The organism is Roseburia hominis (assembly GCA_040702975.1).
In the GTDB taxonomy this organism is placed as follows: Bacteria; Bacillota; Clostridia; order Lachnospirales; family Lachnospiraceae; genus Allocoprococcus; species Allocoprococcus hominis_A.
In genome coordinates this window covers 2,655,850-2,673,279 of sequence record CP159990.1, presented here as the reverse complement: position 1 = coordinate 2,673,279, position 17,430 = coordinate 2,655,850, and the positions used below count along the sequence as shown (strand labels likewise).

General features: G+C 44.8%; 15 protein-coding genes and 1 tRNA gene. 13 read left to right on the top strand and 3 right to left on the bottom strand.

What is annotated here, in order from left to right:
* Positions 1–10 precede the first annotated feature (10 nt).
* The 3 genes from ABXS75_12400 to ABXS75_12390 all read left to right on the top strand — a co-directional run bounded on the left by ABXS75_12400 (position 11) and on the right by ABXS75_12390 (position 1,983).
* Positions 11–1,270 carry a peptidoglycan-binding protein gene (locus ABXS75_12400; protein XCP83868.1) on the top strand — a complete coding sequence of 420 codons (1,260 nt, stop codon included), beginning with the start codon at positions 11–13 and terminating at the stop codon, positions 1,268–1,270.
* A gap of 135 nt (positions 1,271–1,405) precedes the next feature.
* The gene (locus ABXS75_12395) at positions 1,406–1,612 is read left to right on the top strand and encodes an alpha/beta-type small acid-soluble spore protein (protein XCP83867.1); all 207 of its coding nucleotides are present in this window, start codon (positions 1,406–1,408) and stop codon (positions 1,610–1,612) included.
* Positions 1,613–1,910: 298 nt separating this feature from the next.
* Positions 1,911–1,983 (top strand) — tRNA-Thr (locus ABXS75_12390).
* Positions 1,984–2,110: 127 nt separating this feature from the next.
* Here ABXS75_12390 and ABXS75_12385 read toward each other — a convergent pair.
* On the bottom strand, positions 2,111–2,470 hold the full coding sequence (locus ABXS75_12385; GenBank protein XCP83866.1) for a helix-turn-helix transcriptional regulator: 360 nt from the start codon (positions 2,468–2,470) through the stop codon (positions 2,111–2,113).
* Between the two features lie 171 nt (positions 2,471–2,641).
* Between ABXS75_12385 and ABXS75_12380 the strand changes: the two genes are divergently transcribed.
* The 6 genes from ABXS75_12380 (at position 2,642) to carB (ending at position 11,462) form a co-directional block, all read left to right on the top strand.
* The gene (locus ABXS75_12380; GenBank protein XCP83865.1) at positions 2,642–3,784 is read left to right on the top strand and encodes a hypothetical protein; all 1,143 of its coding nucleotides are present in this window, start codon (positions 2,642–2,644) and stop codon (positions 3,782–3,784) included.
* A 17-nt stretch (positions 3,785–3,801) separates the two neighbouring features.
* Positions 3,802–4,326: a hypothetical protein gene (locus tag ABXS75_12375; protein XCP83864.1), complete on the top strand. Its 525-nt coding sequence runs from the start codon at positions 3,802–3,804 to the stop codon at positions 4,324–4,326.
* Positions 4,327–4,548: 222 nt separating this feature from the next.
* On the top strand, positions 4,549–5,781 hold the full coding sequence (locus ABXS75_12370) for a transglutaminase domain-containing protein (protein ID XCP83863.1): 1,233 nt from the start codon (positions 4,549–4,551) through the stop codon (positions 5,779–5,781).
* A 29-nt stretch (positions 5,782–5,810) separates the two neighbouring features.
* Entirely contained in the window at positions 5,811–6,926 is a 1,116-nt protein-coding gene (locus tag ABXS75_12365; protein ID XCP83862.1) for an aldo/keto reductase, read from the top strand.
* 265 nt (positions 6,927–7,191) lie between these two features.
* Positions 7,192–8,262, top strand: a complete 1,071-nt coding sequence (locus ABXS75_12360; protein XCP83861.1) for a carbamoyl phosphate synthase small subunit — start codon at positions 7,192–7,194, stop codon at positions 8,260–8,262.
* On the top strand, positions 8,262–11,462 hold the full coding sequence (gene carB, locus ABXS75_12355) for a carbamoyl-phosphate synthase large subunit (protein XCP83860.1): 3,201 nt from the start codon (positions 8,262–8,264) through the stop codon (positions 11,460–11,462). Before ABXS75_12360 ends, carB begins: the two co-directional genes overlap by 1 nt.
* A 140-nt stretch (positions 11,463–11,602) precedes the next feature.
* On the opposite strand, the gene ABXS75_12350 is transcribed toward carB, so the two are convergent.
* Positions 11,603–11,872 carry a hypothetical protein gene (locus ABXS75_12350; protein ID XCP83859.1) on the bottom strand — a complete coding sequence of 90 codons (270 nt, stop codon included), beginning with the start codon at positions 11,870–11,872 and terminating at the stop codon, positions 11,603–11,605.
* Between the two features lie 250 nt (positions 11,873–12,122).
* Here ABXS75_12350 and ABXS75_12345 point away from each other — a divergent pair, with 250 nt between their 5' ends.
* From ABXS75_12345 to ABXS75_12335, 3 genes are read left to right on the top strand one after another with little or no spacing between them, the layout of a single operon-like run.
* Complete coding sequence (locus ABXS75_12345; protein ID XCP83858.1) at positions 12,123–12,794, top strand: response regulator transcription factor; 672 nt, start codon at positions 12,123–12,125, stop codon at positions 12,792–12,794.
* A 60-nt stretch (positions 12,795–12,854) separates the two neighbouring features.
* Positions 12,855–13,865, top strand: coding sequence for a sensor histidine kinase (locus ABXS75_12340; protein XCP83857.1), 1,011 nt, complete (start codon positions 12,855–12,857; stop codon positions 13,863–13,865).
* Positions 13,858–15,672: a helix-turn-helix transcriptional regulator gene (locus ABXS75_12335; GenBank protein ID XCP83856.1), complete on the top strand. Its 1,815-nt coding sequence runs from the start codon at positions 13,858–13,860 to the stop codon at positions 15,670–15,672. Before ABXS75_12340 ends, ABXS75_12335 begins: the two co-directional genes overlap by 8 nt.
* A 2-nt stretch (positions 15,673–15,674) precedes the next feature.
* Here the strand turns inward: ABXS75_12335 and ABXS75_12330 are convergent, their stop codons facing one another.
* A complete protein-coding gene (locus tag ABXS75_12330; protein XCP83855.1) occupies positions 15,675–15,824 on the bottom strand; it encodes a hypothetical protein in 150 nt (49 codons plus the stop codon).
* Positions 15,825–16,242: 418 nt separating this feature from the next.
* Between ABXS75_12330 and ABXS75_12325 the strand changes: the two genes are divergently transcribed.
* Entirely contained in the window at positions 16,243–17,421 is a 1,179-nt protein-coding gene (locus tag ABXS75_12325) for an MFS transporter (GenBank protein XCP83854.1), read from the top strand.
* Positions 17,422–17,430: the final 9 nt, after the last annotated feature.

Sequence of the window (17,430 nt, the reverse complement as noted above, 5' to 3'; positions counted from 1 at the left end):
AGGTTATGTGATGAGTTTGCGGGGTATGCAGGTGAGTACGGAGTATCGGGGGAGGCTGCGGGTGCAGGTGACTTCGGAGATTACGGCAAGGCCGGTGGAGGATGCACGGATTCAGATTGGGTATACGGGGGTGCCGGATAGTATGGTGGAGGAGTTGACTACGGATTCGTCGGGGAATAGTGATACGGTGGAATTGGCGGCGCCGCCGGTGGAGTATAGTTTGAATCCGGAGTCTGAGGAGCAGCCGTATTCGGAGTATACATTAAATATCAGTGCGCCGGGATATGAACCGGTCAGTATTGCGGGGGCGGAGATCCTGGCGGACGTGACGGCGCTCCAGAATGTGCAGATGCGTCCGCTGGAGCCGGATCAGGCGCCGGAGATTTTTGTGATTCCGGCACATACGCTTTATGGGGTGTATCCGCCGAAGATACCGGAGGAGGAGATTAAACCGGTGGATGAGACCGGGGAGATTGTGCTGAGCAGAGTGGTGGTTCCGGAGTATATAGTGGTGCACGATGGATCGCCGCGGGACAATACGGCCCGCAATTATTATGTGAAGTACAAGGATTACATTAAAAATGTGGCTTCCAGTGAGATTTACGCGACTTGGCCGGAGGATACGATTCGGGCAAATGTGTTGGCGATTATGTCATTTACTTTAAATCGGGTATATACGGAATGGTATCGGAATCAGGGCTATGATTTTACGATTACGTCCTCTACGGCTTACGACCATAAATGGATTCCGGAGCGGAATTATTTTGATACGATTTCGGCGATCGTAGACGAACAGTTTTCAGGATATTTGTCAAGACCGAATGTGCGGCAGCCGATTTTGACGCAGTATTGTGATGGGAGAAGAGTGCAGTGTCCGAACTGGATGACGCAGTGGGGCTCGAAGGCGCTGGGCGATCAGGGATACAATGCGATTGAGATTTTGCGATATTATTATGGAGAGAATATGTACATCAATACGGCGGAAGAGATCTCCGGCGTTCCTTCCTCCTGGCCGGGATATGTGCTTAGTCAGGGCTCGAGCGGAGAGAAGGTTCGGCAGATACAGGAGCAGTTAAATGTGATCGCGGGTGCGTATCCGGCCATTCCCAGGATCGCGGTAGATGGGATTTATGGGCCGGCGACTGCTGCCTCTGTGACAAAATTCCAATCTGTGTTCGGACTTCCGCAGACCGGAACAGTGGATTATCGTACCTGGTATAAGATTTCTGAAATTTATGTGGGAGTGTCAAGGATTGCGGAATTGACGTAATAAATTGAAATAAATAAGATGAATCAGATTTTGACAGATTTTACAGTATTTTCTAGTGTAGACTTAAAAAAACTCCATATACTATCTGCGTAACATCAAACAAGATGTTAATTCACAAAAAAGGAGGAAAAGAAGATGTCAAATCGTTCATCTAACAGAGCAGCCGTGCCGGAGGCAAAGGGTGCATTAGACAAATTTAAATATGAGGTAGCAAGCGAGTTGGGAGTACCGCTTTCTGACGGTTACAACGGAGACCTCACTTCCAGACAGAATGGTTCTGTTGGTGGTTATATGGTAAAGAAAATGATCGAACAGCAGGAAAAACAGATGGCTGGCAAATAGGCCGGATTGTGAAGCTGTAATAGTGAATACTGTAAAAATAGTAAAACAGTAAGAGTTACGTGAAAAGTTAAGTGTGAAATTGGAAAAACACCCGGTCTTTTGTTTGGAAAGCCGGGTGCTTTTTCGCAGTTTTTAAGCAGCGCATAAGTGGAGGTGCGATGGAACTCTTTTTTGATCCTTTTTGAGGAGTGTTCAGAATGATTTTTGCGGTATATTTTTTCCAGATAATTAAAAAAAGTAGTTGCATTTTTAAAAAGATTTGCTATAATATATTTTGTGACTGCCGTTGGTGGCACGCGCTGGAATAGCTCAGTCGGTAGAGCACTTCACTCGTAATGAAGGGGTCGTCGGTTCAAGTCCGATTTCCAGCTTACGATTGAGACACTTATCTTTTGGGATAGGTGTCTTTTTTATTTCATATGAAAGTGCGTGCCAGGCATACCTAAGTGAAGGTCCGATGGATGGGAACAGCGCAAAAAACGAAGGCGCGTGTTCACTTTACGCATCCTCCGTTTCCTCGGCAGCTCTCATCGCTTGTATGGCGGCTTCCACAATTTTCAATTCCTTTTCGTTCAGGGAGCCAAGCATGGCATCAATTCTCTTTCTGCATTCACTTCCCGCATTTTGAGACGGATAAAAATATTGATCCACTGATATATCAAACATCGTGACCAGTTGGTAAAAGGTGTTAAGACTGGGGTGTTGGCCATCGTTCTCATTATACATGATTGTCCGTGGAGAACGGTCAACAATAAAAGCCAGTTGTTCCTGCGTCATACCTCTGGCCTCGCGCGCACGCTTGATGGCACGTCCTATGTCGTGAAAATCAAACCGTCGTTCATCTCTCTCAAACTTCATAACATCACCCAATGTAATTTTACATTTCGGGTATTAGTATTTGAACGATTTTATATTTCATACTACTGACTATTTAATTTCACTTTTTGCTTGCGAAACAGAAGGTGATGCGGTAAAATAGTAGACAGAAAATATGTTTTTATTATCAGATACTTGCAGGAGGAAAATCATATGTTTTTTAAAAAAGAGGTTGTTGATGAGGATACGCGGCGTCAATATGCAAAAGAAATCGATAGTCTGATAGGTCAGGGACGGTCAAAAGAGGCGCACGCCAAAACCAAGGAACTTGAAAAAATGGATAAGGATGCAGCAGGTTATTTTATGTCCTATTTCTATTTTGTGGGAGAGGTCGAACGCGAAAATCCGCGCGAAGCTCTGAAGAGAATAGAAGGCTACATAAAACGTGTACCAAACGATGGAGACGCTTACCTGATGTTGGGAAATATCCAACAATCTTTTGACAATGATGAGAAAACAGCCGCTGCATACGAAAAGGCTGTAGAATTGGGGAACACAGCAGCCCTAACCATGTTGGCTGGCATTTATTATTTACACGCCAATACTTTTAGGAATCAGGCGGCAGGAACTTTAAATCCGAGGCAGTATGCGGATTGCAACGGGAGAGCAATCTCTCTTTATATCCGTTGTATGGAGCTATATAACAAGGCTTTTCACGCAGATAAGAAGCTGCTGGAAGATACAGACTGGCAGGCATATGGGCGCTCCACTGATATGATGTATGTTATGAGTCTGAACGGCGAGGTGAAAAATATTTCCAAAGCCGATCTTGAGCGTGCAAGTATTTTGTCAATCGGCGCTTCTGTTGTTTCCGGCAAGGCAAATGTAAGGGAGCAGGTTTACTGGCGTAATCAGGCTGTTGGGGTGACTGCTCAAATGGAAGAGTCCGGTTTCTGCGTGATGGCTGAATATTTCAGGGCGTCTTTCTGTCTTTATGATTGTGAGAAAAAGAAACAGGAAATGCTTTTGAATGCCAAATATCACTTGGACAGAGCAAAAGAATTTTCCCCGACGCTGAACGCAGAACAGCGGGAGAGTTATCCGTCTGATTTCAAGGACGTTTTACAGATGTATGACAAAACCAACGCGAAATTGGGAAAAGCGATGCAAAATCATCTTCGGGCAGGGGAATTGCCTCATTTGGAACTGGATTACCTGCCGGATCGCATACCGGGCATCGAGGATAACAAGGTATATGCAGACTATCTTGCCCAGGTGAAAAGCGGTGAGGCAGTGGCAGAAGATAAGCAGTCAGGTACGGGTAGGAAAAAAGGTTTGTTCGGCAGATTTTTTTAAGGAGGATATAGAAAAACATGATACTTGCATACATATTGTCTTTTTTGGGTATGCTCTCCTGGCAGTGGGGCGCTCATAACGAGTTGGGTATGGCGGGAAAGCTAGTCGGGATTGTGCTGCTTGTAGTTGCCGTTATCAAGACTGTGTCTGCCCTGGGCGGCAAATTTGCCGATAAGAAGAGCCTGTTGGGTTATTTTGGAGGGCATGCTGCAATCTGGATAGCAGGTATGTTCCTGTATGAATATATCCTGGGACTTCTGACTATTGTTGGGGTGTTGATTGGTATTGTCCTATTTGGAAATTTCTCTTCCGGGTCAGGCGGTCGAAATACTGATGAGGAGAGGACGGCGGGCAGTGAATCCAACTTGTCCCTTATGCCGGTAATCATCTACGATGACAGCAACGGTCAATGGAAACGCCGGGGCATTTTTGGAGATCATGCCGTGTATTACAATAACGATGGCGGTGAGGTTACGATTTACTCTGCGCAGGTTTCCGGTAATTCGGCCAGCACCAGCGCGGGTACGTTTCATTGGTATTAAAGATTTGAAAATAATATAAACGTCGCAAAAGACGGCTGCGCGGATATCTGAACAGGTATCTGTCCTGCCGTCTTTTTATTGCCAAACATGTCTGTGAGCGCGTTTTTGGGTTGCCCGAGATAGTGCAGTATGTTACAATATGATAATGTCAGGATTGCGCGAAGCGTGTAGTGATCCGTATAGCATAAGATTTAAGTGAATATAAAAATCGGGGAGGAATTTATGCGCAGAAGAAGACGTGCAGGCTGTCTGCCGATCTGTCTTGTGGTCTTGTGTATTGGCCTGGGTGTGGGGTGCATCGGCGCAGGAATCATGAAGGAAAAGGGAGAACCGCTCCATTTGGTGCAGGAGAAAGTGCAGAAGGTGGCGCAGCAGAAGATTCCGTATCAGGAAGTCTCCATAGCGGAGGCGGAATTGGAAGGAAGATTCTATTATGGTTTTTTGAATGAGGAAGAAAAGCTGGCCTATCGGGAGCTTCTGACCGGGCTTCGGGAGAATAGAGAGGAGATTTATCTGCACCATGGGGAGGCCGAGCGGGTAAATACCATTTTTCAGAATGTGCTGAATGACAATCCGGAGCTGTTCTGGTGTGACGGAAGAGGAACGACCACGACCTATTCGGGAGGATTCGGACAGGAGAGTTATATCAAACTGGAACCGGATTATGTATACAGTGGCTCGAAAAAGGAGCAGATGCTCACGGAAATCGAGGCGGCCGCGGAGGAGTTCCTGACGAAGGTGCCTGGTGATGCATCGGAATATGAGAAGATCCGGATGGTCTACGAATATCTGATCCAGATGGTGGATTATCAGACAGACGCACCGGATAACCAGAATATTTACAGTGCTTTGGTAGGGCATGCCTCCGTTTGCGCAGGATACGCCAGGAGTACGCAGTATTTGTTGGAAAAGCTGGGGATTTTTTGCGCCTATGTGACCGGAACGACGGTGGGGACGGACGGGAATTCGACAAACCATGCGTGGAATCTGGTGCGCTGTGACGGATCCTACTATTTTGTGGATACTACCTGGGGAGATCCGGTGTTTTGTGGGGAAGTAAGCGAGGGGCAGGAAAGAAATATAACCTATGATTTCCTTTGCTGCAGCGGAAGGGAATTATTCCGGACACATACTTTAGATGAAGGATACGAGTATCCGGAGTGTGCGAAGGAAGATTTGAATTATTATAGAAGAAATGGAATGTATGAAGAAAGCTTCGATCAGGAACGGATTCGGGAACGGTTATATAACACGATTGACGCCGGCGAGAGGGATTCGGTCTTTAAATTCGCTGATGAAGAGGTTTATGAGCAGGCCCACAATACCCTGCTTAAGGAGCTGGTACGGGACGCGGCGGCCTATCTGGGACGCAGGTACGGCCTGAGTGAGGTGGAGTATTCCTATTCGGAGGATCCGCTTTTATGTAAGATTATCATATTTTGGAAGTATGAATAAAATGTTTTGTAATAAGAAAAGGAGGAGAAATGATGTATTACAAACAGTATGGAGATACCGATATGAAGGTATCCGCAGTAGGACTTGGAACAATGCGGTATGACGATGAGGACGTGAAAGCCGGGCGCCTTTCCAAATGTGCGGAGATTCCGCTGTATGCATTTGAGAAGGGAATCAACTATTGGGACACGGCGCCTCTTTATTGTGATGACAAGAGCGAGATCATCACGGGAATGGCGCTTTCTCAGGTAAAACGGGATCAGGTCTATGTGACCTCGAAGGTGAATATCGGTACGTTGAAGGGAGACGTCAGCAGAGACAATTTCCGCAGGAGGCTTGAGATGTCTTTGGACCGACTTCATACGGACTATATTGATTTTTATCATATGTGGTGCATGTTAAATCTTGAGTCCTGGGAGAAGCATATGGAGGCCTTGTATGCATTTTTTGAGGAGGCTAAATCAGAGGGATTGATCCGCAATATTGCCTTTTCTTCTCATATGCAGGGGAACGACATTGAAAAGGTCGTTGCGACAGGTAAATTTAAGGGCATGTTGATTGGATACAATGCACTGAATTACCGGTTCCGTCAGAGTGGGATCAAAGCGGCTCACGAAAAAGGAATGGGTGTTGTGGTGATGAATCCGCTTGGAGGCGGCATGATTCCGCAGAACCCGGAGGCATTTTCCTACTTGACAAAGGGAACCGACCTGACCGTGCCGCAGGCAGCACTTCGCTTTGTGGCTTCACATAAGGAGATCACAGTGGCTCTTGCGGGCTGTACGACGAAAGCGCATGTGGATGATGCGGTGAAGGCTGTGGAGAATCTGGAAGAGAGACCGGCGGAAGAAATCGCGAAAATGTATGACGAGGAGGGTATATCACTCAACAATCTTTGTACCGGCTGTGGCTACTGTAAGGGCTGTCCAAAGGATATCCCAATTCCGAAAATGATGGACGCATATAATCATTACATATTGACCGGACAGAAGGAGGAGATTACGGAGCGTTTAAGTAATCACTGGAGTGTGAAGAAGGAAGTGGCGGCGGAATGTATCGGCTGCAAAAAATGTGAGGGGCAGTGTACCCAGCATCTGCCGATCGTCGAAAGACTTGCGGAAATCGCAGAATTGCCGAACGAATAATCAGTCATTTGAAATGTTTGAAATGTACAGTTTTTTCTGAAAATTTGACAAGAAGACTATCAGATTAATGGTTGAAATCCTACCACAGATGTGGTAAAATTTTTACAATTTGAGAACGAGGGCGCTCTGGAATGAAAGACTTCAGGAGTGCCCTTTTTTCATTTCATAGGAAAGTACAGCATACTTTCCCTATGAGATAAAATGCACATCTAGTTAAAATGAGTAGTATGAAATAAAGAAACTCTACGAAGGGATAAGGTGACATATGAAAGCATTTCTGATACTGGAAGATGGAACCGTGTTTGAAGGCACCAGCATCGGTTCTACGAAAGACATGATAAGTGAGATTGTATTTAACACCTCCATGACAGGTTATCTGGAGGTACTGACTGACCCTTCTTATGCCGGACAGGCTGTGGTGATGACGTATCCATTGATTGGTAATTATGGAATTACGCCGGATATGGAGTCGAAGAAGGCATGGCCGGACGGCTATATCGTAAGGGAGCTCTCCCGTACGCCCAGCAATTTCCGCTGTGAGGGAACGATTCAAGATTTCCTTACCAAGCAGGATATTCCGGGAATCGCAGGGATCGATACCCGCGCACTTACCAAGATCCTCCGTGAGAAGGGAACGATGAACGGAATGATCACCACCAATGAGAAGTATGATCTGGAAGAGATCCTTCCAAAGCTCCACGCTTATCAGGTGGGCGACGTGGTTTCCAAAGTGACCTGTAAGGAGAAATACGTTCTTAAGGGAGATGGGCCGAAGGTGGCTCTCATGGACTTCGGAGCGAAGAATAATATTGCCAGATCTTTAAATTCCCGCGGCTGTGAGGTGACCGTCTATCCGGCACACACATCGGCGGAAGAAATTATTTCAAGTAATCCGGATGGCATCATGTTATCCAATGGACCGGGAGACCCGGCGGATTGTACCTCCATTATTCAAGAAGTTAAGAAATTATACGATTCCGATATCCCGATTTTTGCGATCTGTCTGGGACATCAGCTTATGGCGCTCGCAAACGGCGGAAAGACCTATAAGTTAAAATACGGACATCGGGGCGGCAACCACCCGGTGCGCGATCTTGCGACGGGAAGAGTCTACATTTCTTCACAGAATCACGGATATGCTGTGGACGCGGACAGTATGGATGCGTCTGTGGCGACCCCTGCATTTGAAAATGTAAATGACGGGACCAACGAAGGTATGGCGTACACCGGCAAGAATATTTTTACTGTTCAGTTTCACCCGGAGGCTTGCCCTGGGCCCCAGGATTCGGGCTATTTGTTTGACAGATTTATGGAAATGATGGGAGGAACGAGATAATGCCGAGGATAAAAGACATCAAAAAAGTATTAGTGATCGGTTCCGGTCCTATCGTGATCGGTCAGGCGGCCGAATTTGACTATGCGGGAACGCAGGCGTGCCGTTCGCTGAAAGAAGAGGGAATCGAGGTCGTCCTCTTGAATTCCAACCCAGCGACCATTATGACGGATAAGGATATTGCAGATCATGTATATATTGAACCTTTGACCGTGGAAGTGGTGGAGCAGCTCATTCTCAAGGAGAGACCGGACAGTGTGCTTCCGACGCTGGGCGGCCAGGCGGGACTGAATCTTGCCATGGAGCTTGAGGAGGCAGGATTTTTGAAGGAGCAGGGAGTGCGTCTTATCGGCACGACTGCGGAGACGATCAAAAAAGCCGAGGACCGTCTGGAATTCAAGGCGACCATGGAGAAGATCGGAGAGCCTGTGGCGCCGTCAAAAGTGGTGGAGACTGTGGAAGACGGCGTGGCGTTTGCCGCTCAGATTGGTTATCCAGTGGTGCTTCGCCCGGCCTATACTTTGGGTGGAAGCGGCGGCGGTATCGCACATAACGTGGTGGAGATGGAGGAGATCCTTGCAAACGGACTTCGTCTTTCCCGTGTGGGACAGGTGCTTGTGGAGCGCTGTATCGCCGGCTGGAAGGAGATCGAGTATGAGGTGATGCGCGACAGCAAGGGCAACTGTATCACCGTATGTAATATGGAAAATATCGACCCGGTAGGTGTGCATACCGGAGACAGTATCGTGGTGGCTCCGTCCCAGACGCTGGGAGATAAGGAGTACCAGATGCTGCGTACCTCGGCCCTTAATATTATCAGTGAGCTCAACATCACCGGGGGCTGTAACGTACAGTATGCACTGCACCCGGAGACCTTTGAATACTGTGTAATCGAGGTAAATCCGCGTGTCAGCCGTTCTTCCGCACTGGCGTCCAAGGCGACGGGATATCCGATTGCGAAGGTGGCGGCGAAGATTGCCCTTGGTTATACACTGGACGAGATTAAAAATGCAGTGACCCAGAAGACCTATGCCAGCTTTGAGCCGATGCTGGACTACTGTGTGGTGAAGATGCCCCGGCTTCCGTTCGACAAATTCATCAGCGCAAAACGGACGCTGACGACGCAGATGAAGGCTACCGGAGAGGTCATGAGCATCTGCGACAACTTTGAGGGGGCGCTGATGAAGGCGATCCGATCCCTGGAGCAGCATGTGGACAGCCTGATGTCCTATGATTTTACGGAGCTTTCAAGGGAAGACATTCTGGAGAGACTGGAGATCGTAGATGACAGAAGAATCTGGCTGATCGCGGAGGCGATCCGTAAGGGAATCAGCTACGATGAGATTCATGCCATCACGAAGATTGATAAATGGTTCATCGATAAGATTGCTATTTTGGTGGAAATGGAGCAGCGCCTTAAGACGGAGGAACTAACGCCAGAGCTTTTAAAAGAGGCAAAGCGGATCGAGTTCCCAGATAACGTGATTGCTGCCCTCACCGGCAGATCGGAAAGAGAGATTCATGATATGCGCCATGCAAATGGTATCGTTGCCGTGTATAAGATGGTAGATACCTGCGCGGCCGAATTTGCGGCGGAAACTCCGTATTATTATTCAGTATTTGGAAGTCTCAATGAGGCGGAGGAGACCAGCGGAAGGAAGAAGGTCCTGGTACTTGGCTCCGGACCGATCCGTATCGGACAGGGAATTGAGTTCGATTTCTGTTCCGTTCACTGTACCTGGGCGTTTGCCAAAGAAGGGTACGAGACGATTATTGTAAATAACAACCCGGAGACGGTAAGTACCGACTTTGACATTGCGGATAAGCTGTATTTTGAACCGCTGACGCCGGAAGATGTGGAAAGTATCGTGGATCTGGAAAAACCGGACGGCGCGGTCGTGCAGTTCGGCGGACAGACGGCGATCAAGCTGACGGAGGCGCTTATGAAGATGGGCGTGCCGATTCTGGGAACGTCTGCCGAGAATGTAGATGCGGCGGAGGACAGAGAACTGTTCGACGAGATTCTGGCGAAATGCCGGATCCCGCGTCCGAAGGGGGATACCGTATTTACCGCCGAGGAGGCTAAAGAGGTGGCGAACCGCCTCGGATATCCGGTTCTGGTTCGTCCGTCCTACGTACTCGGCGGACAGGGAATGCAGATTGCTATAAACGACCACGATATTGACGAATTTATCGGAATCATCAACCGGATTGCCCAGGATCACCCGATTCTGGTAGACAAATATCTGCAGGGAAAAGAGATCGAGGTAGACGCGGTATGTGACGGGGAGGATATCCTGATTCCGGGAATCATGGAGCATATTGAGCGTGCAGGTATCCATTCTGGCGACAGTATTTCCGTATACCCCGCTCAGAGCATTTCCGAAGTGACGAAGCGGAAGATTGAGGAATACACCAAGAGACTTGCGAAGGCACTTCACGTGGTAGGTATGATCAATATCCAGTTTATTGTGTGCGGAGAAGACGTGTATGTGATCGAGGTAAATCCGAGATCCAGCCGTACTGTTCCGTATATCAGCAAGGTGACAGGTATTCCGATCGTGCCGCTGGCGACCAAGGTAATCATCGGCCATAAGATCAAGGAGCTGGGATATACGCCGGGGCTGCAAAAAGAGGCAGACTATATAGCAATCAAGATGCCGGTATTCTCCTTCGAGAAGATCCGCGGTGCAGACATCAGCCTTGGACCGGAGATGAAATCTACCGGAGAGTGTTTGGGTATCGCATCGACATTTAATGAGGCACTTTACAAGGCGTTCCTGGGAGCAGGAGTCAATCTGCCGAAATATAAGAATATGATCATGACGGTCCGCGATGATGACAAGGACGAGGCGGTGGAAATCGGACGCAGATTCGAGGCGCTGGGATACCGTATCTTCGCAACCCGCGGTACTGCGGAAGCACTTCGTGCAGGTGGCGTAAAGGCGAGGGCAACGCACAAGATCGAGGAGGAATCCCCGAACCTGATGGATTTGATCCTGGGACATGAGATTGATCTGGTCATTGATACCCCGCCGCAGGGTGCGGATCATTCGAGGGACGGATTCGTGATCCGGAGAAATGCGATCGAGACCGGAGTGAACGTTCTGACGGCTATGGATACCGCCCGGGCGCTGGTGACCAGTCTGGAGAATACGGATATAAGGCAGCTTACGCTGATTGATATTGCGAAGGTGGAATAGAAGAATAGGGTTTTATAAATAGCAGAGGAATTGGGGAGTGCCCCAATTCCTCTGCTATGAGTTGCCAAGCATGTCTGAGTGAACGTCCGATGGACCGTTCATCTCGGCACGCCTCTCTTCTGTATGAGATTTTCGATTCATTATTTTCTTTTATGACTGATAAAATCATAAGTACGAGAGGCAGTTCTGTAGATTTCTTCTTCCGACCAATCGGGGTGCTCTTGAATCAAATCATACAGTCTACGGGTAAACTCTACGCTCTCCTCTACTTCATCAGCAATGACTTCCGGAGATTTTCCTTTTTTACATTTTTTCTGTATTAGAGAAATGATAGCAAGAATCTGTGCTTCAGTAAATTGTTCTTTTCGCATGAGTTTCATGTGTTCTTCCCGCGTCATATTTAGTACCATACTGATGACCTCCGATCTTTGATGTACTAGCTGTTAAATATAGCTATATTATAAATATTTTTTCCTTTAGTTACAAGCTATTGTGTTTGAAAAAATGTCAAATATACCGTAATATTTTGGATAACAATATTATACAAAAACAAAAGAATTTCTAAAGATTTCCCCCCTGTTATTGACAGTAAAATTCTGCTCAAATAGAATATGAAAAGAAACATTTATACGAATAATATTAAGAAGAGAGTGTGAGACAATGTTCAAGATCATGATAATAGAAGATGACCGCACGATCATGGAGGCGGTGCAGGCGCATTTGGTGACATGGGGATACGAGGTGATCCGGGTGCGGGACTTCAGAAATGTGCTGGGAGAATTTAAAGCGGCTTCCCCGGAACTGGTGCTTCTGGATATCGGTCTGCCCTACTATAACGGCTTCCACTGGTGTCAGGAAATACGCAAGATCAGCAACGTGCCTATCATATTTTTGTCATCGGCGGCCGACAGCATGAACATCGTCATGGCGATGAATATGGGCGGAGATGATTTTATCGAAAAGCCTTTTGATCTGCATGTGATGACTGCAAAATTGCAGGCAATCTTAAGGAGGACCTATCTGCGCCAGGGACAGGAAAATATCCTAGAGCGCGGTGGTGTCGTGCTCAATCTGGGAGATGCGACCATACAGTTTCAGGATAAGAAGGTGAGCCTTAGTAGAAATGAGTACCGGATTTTTCAGATTCTTTTGGAGCGTGCGGGGAAGATCGTGCCGAGAGACGACATTATCACGGCGCTTTGGGAGAGTGAGAGCTTTATCGATGACAACACCTTGACGGTAAATGTGACAAGGCTGCGAAAGCGGCTGGAAGAGATCGGGGTACATGATTTTATTCAGACAAAAAAAGGGTTGGGGTATCTGATCCCGTAGCAGGTCAGGCAGACGCGGGGATAGAAATGGACGCAGGAATAGAAAACGGAGAAGAAAAGTATGAGAATAGTATGGGATTATATCAAAGAGCGTGCTGGCTGGCTGCCGTGTATTTTTCTGATGGAAGCGGTCGCATTTTTTGCGTTGTATCTGCAGGGAACGAAGTTTTATGATATTTCTTACGCGGTGGAGCTGAGCCTGTTCGTGCTGGTCATCATGGCCGGGGTGGATTTTGGAAAATACAGCCATAAGCGTAAGAAGCTGAGCCAGGCGAAGAAGGCCCTCTTAAACGATGTGTCTAATCTGCCGGAGACCAGATCTCCGAAGGAAAGGGAGTATCAGGAGATGGTGCAGATTCTTTTTGAGAGGAAGGAAGAGGAGGCGGCAAAGGCCAGACATGCGCGGCAGGACATGTTGGATTTTTACAGCCTGTGGGTCCACCAGATCAAAACGCCGATCGCGGGGCTGCATCTTCTTTTGCAGGCGCAGAAAGACGGGCTGGCCCAGGAGGATTGGAACCAGCGTATGAATATGGAAGTGTTCCGGGTGGAACAGTATGTGGAGATGGTGCTGTCCTACTTAAGAATGGAAGATATGAGCCGGGATCTGGTGCTAAAGTCCTATGATCTTAAGCAGATTGTAAGGCAGTCTGTGAAGAAATTCTCGCGGGAATTTCTGTATCGGAAGATACGTCTTGAACTGGCTGAATTTGAGAGGACTATTCTTTCCGACGAAAAATGGATTCTGCTGGTGTTGGAGCAGATTCTCTCCAACGCGCTTAAGTACACCCCGGAGGGAGGCTGTATTTCGATCTATTGTGAAGAAGGGAAAAATGTACTTGTCATAGAGGATACCGGTATTGGAATTCCGCCGGAGGACCTGCCGAGAGTATTTGAAAATGGATTCACGGGGTATAACGGGCGTGAGAACAAGAAATCCACGGGAATCGGACTCTATCTGTGCAGGACCGTCATGGATAAACTCGGCCACGGCATTCGGATTGCATCTGAGGAGGGCAAAGGAACAAAGCTCTACCTGGATTTTGAGCGGGAAGAGCGCGTGAATGAATGAGGAGATTTATATGGGGAAAGGAATTGGTGAAATATTATATAGGTTGCGAAGAGAAGCCGGGATTTCACAGCAACAACTGTGTTGGGGACTTTGTTCGGCACCACAATTGACGCGTATGGAGCAAAATCAATTGGTGCCGGATCATTTTCTGCTGGATCGACTATTCAGACGTATGGGAAAATCAACGGAATTATTGGAATATATACTTCCATTAGACGTATATGAGCTCTACGAACTACAATATCAGATCCAGACGAATATCTGTTATCAGAATCTGGACACAGCAGAGCTTTTTCTTGTTCAATATGAGCAGAAAAAGCAGGCGCAGAAGCCGATACACAGGCAATATATTGAACAAGAACGTGCACAGATTGCGTGGCTGCGAGGAAGAGAGACGGAAGAAATTCTTTCAATTATTAATCGGGCAATTGAGCAAACGATGCCGCCAGAAGGTGCGGTAAAAAGCGAAATAGCATTAAGCGCGGAGGAACTCAAGTTACTTTTATTCAGATGGGAGGTTTGCCAGGGAACAATATATGAGAGAAATGCCGAAGAAATCAGAGAAATCTTAAGATATATTATTCAGAAGGGTATGGAAAGTTCAGAACAGGTACAAGTTTACCCTTATGCTGTACTGTTAATGGGGAGGATTTGTGGTGTAAAAAGGGAAAAGGATTTTGTTTTTGTACATACTCGGGAATCACTGTCCCTTTTACGTGAAGAAGGGAAACTGCTATATATGCCGGAAATTCTGGAGCAGTATATGGAATTATTGGAATACCGTCATGGTAATCAGGCATTTATCGAGATGCTGCGAAGGGAGAGGGAGAGTCTTCTGGATGTGGAAGAGGAGTTTCAGGTTGATTTTGAAAAATATCGATTGTTTAAACATTGGATCTGTAGTTTCGAACTGGATTGTGAGCTTATTCAAAAAACCAGGCAGGCTATTGGCATCACGCAGGAAACACTGTGTGATGGGATATGTTCGCAGGAAACCCTGTCCAGAATCGAGACTGCAAGGAGGAGTCCAAATAACCGGAATTTATATCAATTATTAGAAAAGATGGACAGGGAGAGAGATAGAGTCGAAACTGTGATTACAACGGCCGAGTACGAAGTACTGGAGTTTAAAAAGAAAATTGTCGGAGAAATACAGAGGTTTGAGTACGATAAAGTCGAAAAGAGTCTGGAAGAAATTGAAAAGAGACTGGATTGTTCGATTGTGGATAATATGCAGTATATTGCTGCTGAAAAGGTTAGAATAAAGTATAAAAAGAAAACTCTGGATAGTGAAGTCTGTTTGGAACAACTGGAGAGGATCTTAGGCCTCACATTGGATTGGAAGCAGGAAAAGGATATTCCATATAGACTTACCACAACGGAAAATAACATTTTAAACCAGATTGCTACTATTTATTATGAAAATGGCGAAAAAGAAAAGGCAATTCAAATACTAAAAATGCAAATAAGAAGTATGGAAGAAAGTCGGGTGAAGTGTGTATTCTGCATACGGGAATGGGGATTGGCAATAGGAAATCTGGCAACTGCATTAGAGGAAACACATCAAATATTCGATGCCATTGAAACCTGCAAGAGACGAGTGCAGGTTTCAATGGAAGCCGGAAAGGGGAATGGAATCGGAAGAACCCTTGTTACTCTTGCATGTGCATTGGAGCAGAGAGAGGACAACAGATGTAGAAGGTACTTTTTTCATGGATTATCGTTGCTAAAATTATATAAAATGGACAAACGGTATGAATTGGTGGAGGCTTATGTTAATGGTCCTACATTTAAATTTAGAGAATGATGTTATTTGTCACTACCATCAAAACCTCCTCCAACATCTGCAGTTCCTATTGTGTTACTTCCGTTTTCAGGAGGTGTAGTTGGAGGAATAATAGTTAAGTTCAAAAGAAGTATAATTAGTGTCAGGGAAATGATTTTTTTAAAGTTTTTCATAATTCATTTAAGTCCTTTCTTGTATTTGAAAATATAATATCTTAGAATATAAAGAAAGTTTATGACCTTTTGTGAAAATTATTTTTTCGCAAAACGTCATAAACTTTTTATTGAATATGAACTAATATAAGATTAAGCCAATAATGTGGCTATTCTACATGTGGAAAATAAATAAGGAAGGTGAATACTATGGATGACAAAAAAGAAATCATTATTGAATTCGAAGTAATTGATTCAGTTCACATTTGTAATTGGGGTGGTGGCGGAAGTACTGGTTCTAGGTCGCATGGGCACTAATTATGTGTAGGCATTAGTAGGTCTTACTAAGAAAAACTAGTATATGATACTATATACTAGTTTTTCTGTTGAAAAATAGAAATTGTTACAATGAATAATATCTGAAAGGAATATTAAAAAGATGCTTCAGGTAGTTAAAAAATATATGACATATATTAATAGGCCTATTATTATTATTTATGTTATATTTTTTTTATATTTTGTAGTAGAAGAAAGTTTGGGAATTGTTGTACCTCTGTTTTTTGATGAAAGAAATATTAGTATTGTTTTATATGGTATTTTGTTATCTTTTACGAAAATGGCTAGAGCTATAGTAGTAATACCAATTTCATTAAAACCAGTGGAAAGTAAAATGAAGTGCTTAAAAATAACACTTTTTTTCGATATGATTGTATTTGTGGTATTAATTTATACAAAGTCACCTATAGTAACTTTTATTGGTTTTTCAATTTTGTTTATTACGACAAGTATTATAAACGTTATACTTAATCCTTTACTAGGAACAAAGGCAGATAAAAATCATATTGGCATAATATTTGGAATACGAGATGCGTTTCTGTATGCAGGTTGTTTCTTGGGATTGTTGATTATTGGAATAATAAAAACTATGTCGACTAATACAAATCTAGTTTGGATATTTTATAGTTGTATTTTTGTATTAGTTCTTTTTTCAGTGTGTAGCTTAGAAAAAGAAATTGTAGACAAGGAGGAGTGTTGTTTAAGAAAAAGTAATAAGCAGGAGGATAAAGTTACAATTAAAGGAACCAGCAAAGAACTTATCTTTTTTTGCAGTATACTATTTGTATTGGGGATTGGCGGGGCTTGTGTAAATTTTGTGCCGTTGGTAGCTGCAGACGTTGGAGTAAAAGTAAGTAATATATTTTATGTTTTTTCAACGTCTACATTTATTTCATCATTATTGTCTATTACTGGAGGGATAACACTAGATAAGTTTAATAAAAAGTTGCTATTTCAGGTAGACATTGTACTTCTCTTATTATTATTGATAATGTATAGTTCAGGAAATAGTTGGATTTTAACTATTGCAATTATAATTTCGGGGATAAGTTCAGTTTTTGATAATGCTTCTAATATTTATGTGTTTGCAAATTACTCTGAGGACGAAGTTAATTGTTTTTGGGGAATAATAGGTAGTGTAAATCTAATTTCATTTAGTATAGGTACTTTTTTATGTGGAATGCTTTATGAAATAAACTTTAAATTTGTATTTCTATTCGGGATATTATTAAATATTGTTGGGTTGACGATGTCTCTAAAGTTAAAAAACATAGAAAAATAGAGGTTGAGA

What these genes read in the sequence shown, in the direction of transcription:
- ABXS75_12400 (XCP83868.1), top strand. Translation starts at nt 11, where the DNA reads ATGAGTTTGCGGGGTATGCAGGTGAGTACGGAGTATCGGGGGAGGCTG.
- ABXS75_12395 (XCP83867.1), top strand. Translation starts at nt 1,406, where the DNA reads ATGTCAAATCGTTCATCTAACAGAGCAGCCGTGCCGGAGGCAAAGGGT.
- ABXS75_12385 (XCP83866.1), bottom strand. Translation starts at nt 2,470, where the DNA reads ATGAAGTTTGAGAGAGATGAACGACGGTTTGATTTTCACGACATAGGA.
- ABXS75_12380 (XCP83865.1), top strand. Translation starts at nt 2,642, where the DNA reads ATGTTTTTTAAAAAAGAGGTTGTTGATGAGGATACGCGGCGTCAATAT.
- ABXS75_12375 (XCP83864.1), top strand. Translation starts at nt 3,802, where the DNA reads ATGATACTTGCATACATATTGTCTTTTTTGGGTATGCTCTCCTGGCAG.
- ABXS75_12370 (XCP83863.1), top strand. Translation starts at nt 4,549, where the DNA reads ATGCGCAGAAGAAGACGTGCAGGCTGTCTGCCGATCTGTCTTGTGGTC.
- ABXS75_12365 (XCP83862.1), top strand. Translation starts at nt 5,811, where the DNA reads ATGATGTATTACAAACAGTATGGAGATACCGATATGAAGGTATCCGCA.
- ABXS75_12360 (XCP83861.1), top strand. Translation starts at nt 7,192, where the DNA reads ATGAAAGCATTTCTGATACTGGAAGATGGAACCGTGTTTGAAGGCACC.
- carB (XCP83860.1), top strand. Translation starts at nt 8,262, where the DNA reads ATGCCGAGGATAAAAGACATCAAAAAAGTATTAGTGATCGGTTCCGGT.
- ABXS75_12350 (XCP83859.1), bottom strand. Translation starts at nt 11,872, where the DNA reads ATGGTACTAAATATGACGCGGGAAGAACACATGAAACTCATGCGAAAA.
- ABXS75_12345 (XCP83858.1), top strand. Translation starts at nt 12,123, where the DNA reads ATGTTCAAGATCATGATAATAGAAGATGACCGCACGATCATGGAGGCG.
- ABXS75_12340 (XCP83857.1), top strand. Translation starts at nt 12,855, where the DNA reads ATGAGAATAGTATGGGATTATATCAAAGAGCGTGCTGGCTGGCTGCCG.
- ABXS75_12335 (XCP83856.1), top strand. Translation starts at nt 13,858, where the DNA reads ATGAATGAGGAGATTTATATGGGGAAAGGAATTGGTGAAATATTATAT.
- ABXS75_12330 (XCP83855.1), bottom strand. Translation starts at nt 15,824, where the DNA reads ATGAAAAACTTTAAAAAAATCATTTCCCTGACACTAATTATACTTCTT.
- ABXS75_12325 (XCP83854.1), top strand. Translation starts at nt 16,243, where the DNA reads ATGCTTCAGGTAGTTAAAAAATATATGACATATATTAATAGGCCTATT.